This is a genomic window from Methylocaldum sp., assembly GCF_039794385.1.
In the GTDB taxonomy this organism is placed as follows: domain Bacteria; phylum Pseudomonadota; class Gammaproteobacteria; order Methylococcales; family Methylococcaceae; genus Methylocaldum.
The window spans coordinates 1-5,147 of the sequence record NZ_JBDIVO010000318.1; the positions used below are offsets into that span (position 1 = coordinate 1).

A 5,147-nucleotide genomic window follows, 5' to 3' on the forward strand; every position below is an offset into this window, starting at 1 on the left:
CTAGTCAAGGTAGTTGCCCGAGCGTTTCACCTCATGAATACGAAAATGCTCTGATCGGATCTGCTTTCGACATCGGATACAAGAACTTAGTGAAGCTACCGATGTCACTTTAGATGAGGCAATGCATCGCTTTTTAGGGATGGAGCTTCACGATCCTCAATCTGAAAGGAGATAAGCTTATGAAAAAGCTGATTGCCGTTGGCCTAGTTTGGCTTTCGCTCGCCTTCGGTGGCTGTCAGAACGAGACAACTCCAACCAGTCCCGGCGGTCCCGGTGGCGGCAGCCCAGCCGAGCCGCAGCCAGGACAAGCTCCAAGCGAGCGTTAGTCCGAATCGTTGAGTTTCAATTGAAAAAAAAACAGAATTCACCGCTTTGAGACCTGCTGTTTACAGCGGGTCTTTTTTTGCCTATCGATATCAAGAATACAGAGTTCTTATACCCGAGAACTTATTAAAATTACTTCGCCAGTTATCTGGCGAGCTTATGCCGGAAGCAATGGTGGCAGTCAGGGCATCTGAAGATCAGTAGCCGGCGCCGGACCATCATCGGCAGGCTGGGGCCGGGGTGCGGTGTCGCGCACTTTTTCCCCGGCGGGCGGATTTCTGCCGAAGGTGTTGTAGAAAGCCGAGCGTGACCATGGTCAGCAACGTGTGATGATGAGTGATGAGGTTTGATAATGAGATTGAGTCCATCAAGGTGGTGTAAATTCCGAGGGTGAACCCAGGGTCGGTTATGTGTTGGTTTAAGCGGGCAGTGCCGCGAGGTCGGCGTTCCCCGGGGCCAATTAGACCGTGCAGATAAACCGGTGCCAGTGCTGCCGGGATTCATGTCCTAACGTATCCCAAAAGGGAAGCAGTCAATCCGCTAGTTCCTGTTCCCAATGCGTATCCATAACCAGATCAACCGGATGGTTGAATCAAAAATCTGGCGAAGTAGTGCTAGGAGATATCGGATTGGCGTATAAGAATCTGCATGAACTGCCTTTGCACTCGCTAGGTCCAACTTTACGTCCACGGGTTCGGCAGGATCACCGTGTGTCTTTAACGTAGTAGGGTTGTTACATCGAATTCAGCCGACTCAATCCGAGGAGACCGGACATGGCTAGTCTGCACAAGTCCATCGAGATCGATGCGCTGGCACAGGTCGCTTACCACCAATGGTTGCAGTACGAAGAATTTTCCGAGTTTATGGACAACGTCCAGGAAGTCCGCCGTATCGATGACACGCATCTACGTTGGCGCGGCGTGATCGCCGGCAAGCCGATAGAGTGGGTTACTGAGGTTGTCGAGCACGTGCCGGGAAGGCGCATCGTCTGGCGAAATTCGGAAGCTGCCGATACTCATGGCGTAATTATGTTCGAACCTCTGAATATGGGGCGTACCCGGATGACTTTGGACATCGAATACCAACCCGAAAGTCTGGAAGAAAAGATCGGCGACGTCCACGGCATAGTGGAGGCTAACTTGGAGGATGATCTTCAGAACTTCAAGGAATTCGTCGAATCTCGTGGCAGATACACTGGGGGTCCAGACCCGAACTCCGTCAGTCCGGCCTGATTCTGAGGCTAATCGTATTATTGACCGTGCTGGTGATGCTCTACCGGGTCGGAGCGCGAAGTCGACGCCTTTGCGAGACCGCGGTGACATGTTTGTCCGTGCGCGGTCACGCAAAGGCCCCAAGATCAGTAGGCTGTCGATAAATTGATCCGCCGACCTATATTACCGTCGAGAGAAATCCGAACGTGAGCAGCGTCTTATTTCCTTCCCGGCCAACGCTTAGGGCCGAGAATAGGTAATAATCGTGATAGTCGTAGAGCTCCAAATCGTGCTCAACTGTAAATGAACTGGGTATGCGGTCGAGTTCGATTGCTTTCGTAAAGTGCTCTTCTTTAGCAGGATTATTCAAGAGCATTAGTTCACCGACAATCAGCGCGACGCCCAGAGCCAAACGCCGTAATTTTTGTTTTTCGGTGCCGAAACGGGTGAGCGTACCGCATTTTCGACATTGAAAAAGTTTTTCATAGTTTCGGTGGCCACATTCTTTGCATTCTACGAGGGACATGCACTCAATACCTCAAGCCAAACAAACAGCAAAATTTTTCCTCGTTCGTGAGGAATACCGGCCAGAATCCGCAGAAGGCTAATGAGTTAGCGGAAGCCGGAGACACGCCAGTTTAGCAGGAATGTAGACGCTATGTGGCACTAGGAGGGTTATTACGACCGCGACGAAGTGCAGCGCCCATTCGGACGCACGTGATGCGTGGTCGCTGGCGGCTGATATTCAGCTGTGATGAGTTGTGGGTAAATTCCGCAACGACTGTACGCTGGGCAACAGCCGCTGGACGGGCAGCGGCTGCCAAATAAAGGTTCGAAGTCCCCGCGTCTAGACAGGGGGACGGCGGCCCATCAAGAAAAAGACCAGAGCTAAGATCAGTCCGACAACGAACAATATCCAAGCGATATTGACTGCCGTGCCGGCTATGCCGCTGAATCCCAGAAGGGCGGCGATAATGGCGATGACGAGGAAAGTAACTGCCCAACCTATCATGGCATATCCTCCGTGGTTGGTTATTGCACTTCACCGGGCGATGAAATGTGGATGCAATAAATAAGACAAGCGTAAGGCCCGCTTTGCTCAATCGATATCTTTCCGGCACGTGGCCCCGTTCTGACAGAAATCATGCGATAAGCCGACGAGGCCGACCGAGTCGATACAGCCAGCCTCTAAATTCGGGATACCGCTGTTTGCACCTCATCGAGCCGATTCGCCGCCTTGGCGGAAATCCGGCGGTTTTCGGTGATACCCAAGAAAATGTCTCGGAACATCACGTAATTCACGGCGATCCAGAAGCCTTGAACGATGGGAATGAGCGGATACAGCCCGAATGCTGTGAAAACCAGTACGCTCGCAAAAGAAAAGGCGGCTATCATGAGAATCGAGCTCCGATTCAGCGCGGCGCCATGTTGTCCGTACGCGAGCGCCCTGATGAAGCCTGCACCTAGACTCCGCAATGGATAAAGAAAGCCGAGGCCGACGGGTAAGATCATTGCCCATTCGATAAGATTATTTCCGCTTTCTTCATAAACGTGCGCGAGTTGCGTCGACAAATCGCTTTCACCGTAAGTGTTTGCCGTTTTGGCAGAAACGACTCGACTGCTCTCATTGGCCACGGCTGCCGCTTTGCTGGCGGTGATAGCCATGTTCAGGGGAATGGTCGTCAGAAACACGAACATGCCTACCTGAAAGGCGAATTTGACTGCGTCGCGGAACAGCGAACCGAAACGCGAGCTCATTCCTATCCAATCGGACTCATGATCCACCACCACCGCGAGATTGAACCCGAGCGCGAGTGTCAGATATCCCGCAATCGGTTCCGCAGCGCCCGCGGCGCCGGTAACCAGGCAGCACACGGTCATTACGGCAATCCATACCGGCCATTTCCGCGAAACCAGCTCAAACCCCTGCTTGATCCAGTTTCGCCACGCATCGGGAGACGCCTGTCTGGGTTGGATAAAACCGTTCGCCATGAATAAACCTCGCGCAAGAGCATCGTAGAAAATTGGCGGCACAGTTTACAACACGCCTGGCCCGGTCAACGACGTGGTAACACAGTATTGTTAATTGGTGATCGATCGGCATTCCGTGGTGGCGCTCCAGAGCGGCGTCTTGCAATTCACCAAGGCTGGGTCAACGAATTTCGCGTGCCATGCTTGGAGAAAGCGGCCTGTCCTCGCGACGAAACCGCAGATTTGTGTTCGCGCGATTGGCTGCTTCGGAGCCGAAGTATATTTCGACGCTCGATAGTTCATGCCTATCGGAACCGATTCTTTCAATCTCGCGCATTTGTCCTTTCACCTCTCGCGTGATGATGGGGACAATCGTGGCCGAAACGCCGACAGTAATTACCAACCTTATCCGTTCGCAACCGGTGCAATTGTGATCGTGCGTTATTACCCCGCGGAATTGCCCTCCCGGTGCGGCCGATGTTCGTCATTGCATCGCAGCGGAAAACAGTGCCGGCAATATTGCCCGATATCTTGGAACGCAGCGGTTTGGTCCAATGACATATCTACCTCTGTCTCAGATAATTTACTAATAAGAAAAACACTGTTTCGCAAATGAGGAAATCTGTGTCGGAACGGAAGCACCTGTAGCAACATCGAATCACAGAAGAACAAGAGGGCAGGTCCGTAAGTCTGGATTTACTTACAGAGTTGTAATCGTTCTCGAAGTGGTGTGTCACCGGGAACAGAGGATTTACACGGAGGATAGGGATATGATCATGCGCAAAAAAGCGATATCGATTTTGTTGGCCGGATTATTTTCTGGCACTGTCTATAGTCAAGAAGGACAGGGACCGTTTGTCGCGAATTTGACGGGCCAGGAAGAGGTTCCGCCAGTCGAGTCCACAGTCCGGGGGGTGGGAATCTTTACCCTCAATCAGGATTCGACACAATTAACTTACCACGTCAGCGTGCAGCAATTGCAACAAGTCGACACCGAAGATGGGACAAGACTGACCCAGGCGCATTTGCATTGCGCTCCACCGGGGCAAGCCGGTCCGATAGTCGTAGACTTGTTGGGAATGGTCCGAGGTGGCTTAATTGCACCACTTGAACTTAGAGCAACCGTGTCGGATGCCAATATCGTTCAGGAGGCGGACCAAATGACTGCTGAACAGATGGGCTGCTCGACTACAATTGGCACCCCGATCACCAACATGTCTGAGTTGATTCAGGCCATTCAGGCCGGAAACATCTATGTGAATGTACACTCGGAGCAGAACCCCCAAGGGGAAATTCGCGGCCAGCTCACATCCATCACCGTGGGTGCACAGCCGCCGGGTGCACAGCCGCCGGGTGGACAGCCGCCGGGTGAACAACCGCCGGGTGAACAACCGCCGGGTGAACAACCGCCGGGTGAACAACCGCCGGGTGAACAACCGCCGGGTGAACAACCGGCTCAGTAGTTGGGCCGAGAGGAGCGAAGTGAAGAACGATCGCTTGTCGGCAAAGACCGCAATCCATCGGATTTGGTCGGCGGGTGAATTCGAGCATAAGGCTCAATGAGCCTGACGATTTAACCGACCATCAGCCAACGCGGAAACTGTCCCTCAATTTTAACCGTTATCTTAAAAAGGCCTGCTT

Annotated in this window: 5 protein-coding genes; 2 read left to right on the forward strand and 3 right to left on the reverse strand. The window is 52.8% G+C overall.

The features are described 5' to 3' along the window. The first annotated feature begins 1,097 nt into the window (after positions 1–1,097). Positions 1,098–1,556, forward strand: coding sequence for an SRPBCC family protein (locus ABJK70_RS19670; RefSeq protein WP_347258842.1), 459 nt, complete (start codon positions 1,098–1,100; stop codon positions 1,554–1,556). 157 nt (positions 1,557–1,713) lie between these two features. Here ABJK70_RS19670 and ABJK70_RS19675 read toward each other — a convergent pair whose 3' ends face one another. The 3 genes from ABJK70_RS19675 to ABJK70_RS19685 form a co-directional block, all read right to left on the reverse strand. Then, positions 1,714–2,061, reverse strand: a complete 348-nt coding sequence (locus ABJK70_RS19675) for a hypothetical protein (protein ID WP_133718036.1) — start codon at positions 2,059–2,061, stop codon at positions 1,714–1,716. Between the two features lie 321 nt (positions 2,062–2,382). Continuing rightward, positions 2,383–2,547 (reverse strand): DUF1328 domain-containing protein, encoded by a 165-nt coding sequence (locus ABJK70_RS19680; protein ID WP_077732814.1) that lies wholly within the window; start codon positions 2,545–2,547, stop codon positions 2,383–2,385. A 176-nt stretch (positions 2,548–2,723) separates the two neighbouring features. After that, on the reverse strand, positions 2,724–3,527 hold the full coding sequence (locus ABJK70_RS19685; RefSeq protein ID WP_077730803.1) for a hypothetical protein: 804 nt from the start codon (positions 3,525–3,527) through the stop codon (positions 2,724–2,726). Positions 3,528–4,276: 749 nt separating this feature from the next. On the opposite strand from ABJK70_RS19685, the gene ABJK70_RS19690 reads away from it, so the two are divergent. Then, positions 4,277–4,969, forward strand: coding sequence for a CHRD domain-containing protein (locus ABJK70_RS19690; RefSeq protein ID WP_347258843.1), 693 nt, complete (start codon positions 4,277–4,279; stop codon positions 4,967–4,969). The last annotated feature ends 178 nt before the right edge of the window (positions 4,970–5,147 follow it).

Coding starts and splice junctions, on each gene's coding strand:
- ABJK70_RS19690 (WP_347258843.1), top strand. CDS start 4,277: ATGATCATGCGCAAAAAAGCGATATCGATTTTGTTGGCCGGATTATTT.
- ABJK70_RS19670 (WP_347258842.1), top strand. CDS start 1,098: ATGGCTAGTCTGCACAAGTCCATCGAGATCGATGCGCTGGCACAGGTC.
- ABJK70_RS19675 (WP_133718036.1), bottom strand. CDS start 2,061: ATGTCCCTCGTAGAATGCAAAGAATGTGGCCACCGAAACTATGAAAAA.
- ABJK70_RS19685 (WP_077730803.1), bottom strand. CDS start 3,527: ATGGCGAACGGTTTTATCCAACCCAGACAGGCGTCTCCCGATGCGTGG.
- ABJK70_RS19680 (WP_077732814.1), bottom strand. CDS start 2,547: ATGATAGGTTGGGCAGTTACTTTCCTCGTCATCGCCATTATCGCCGCC.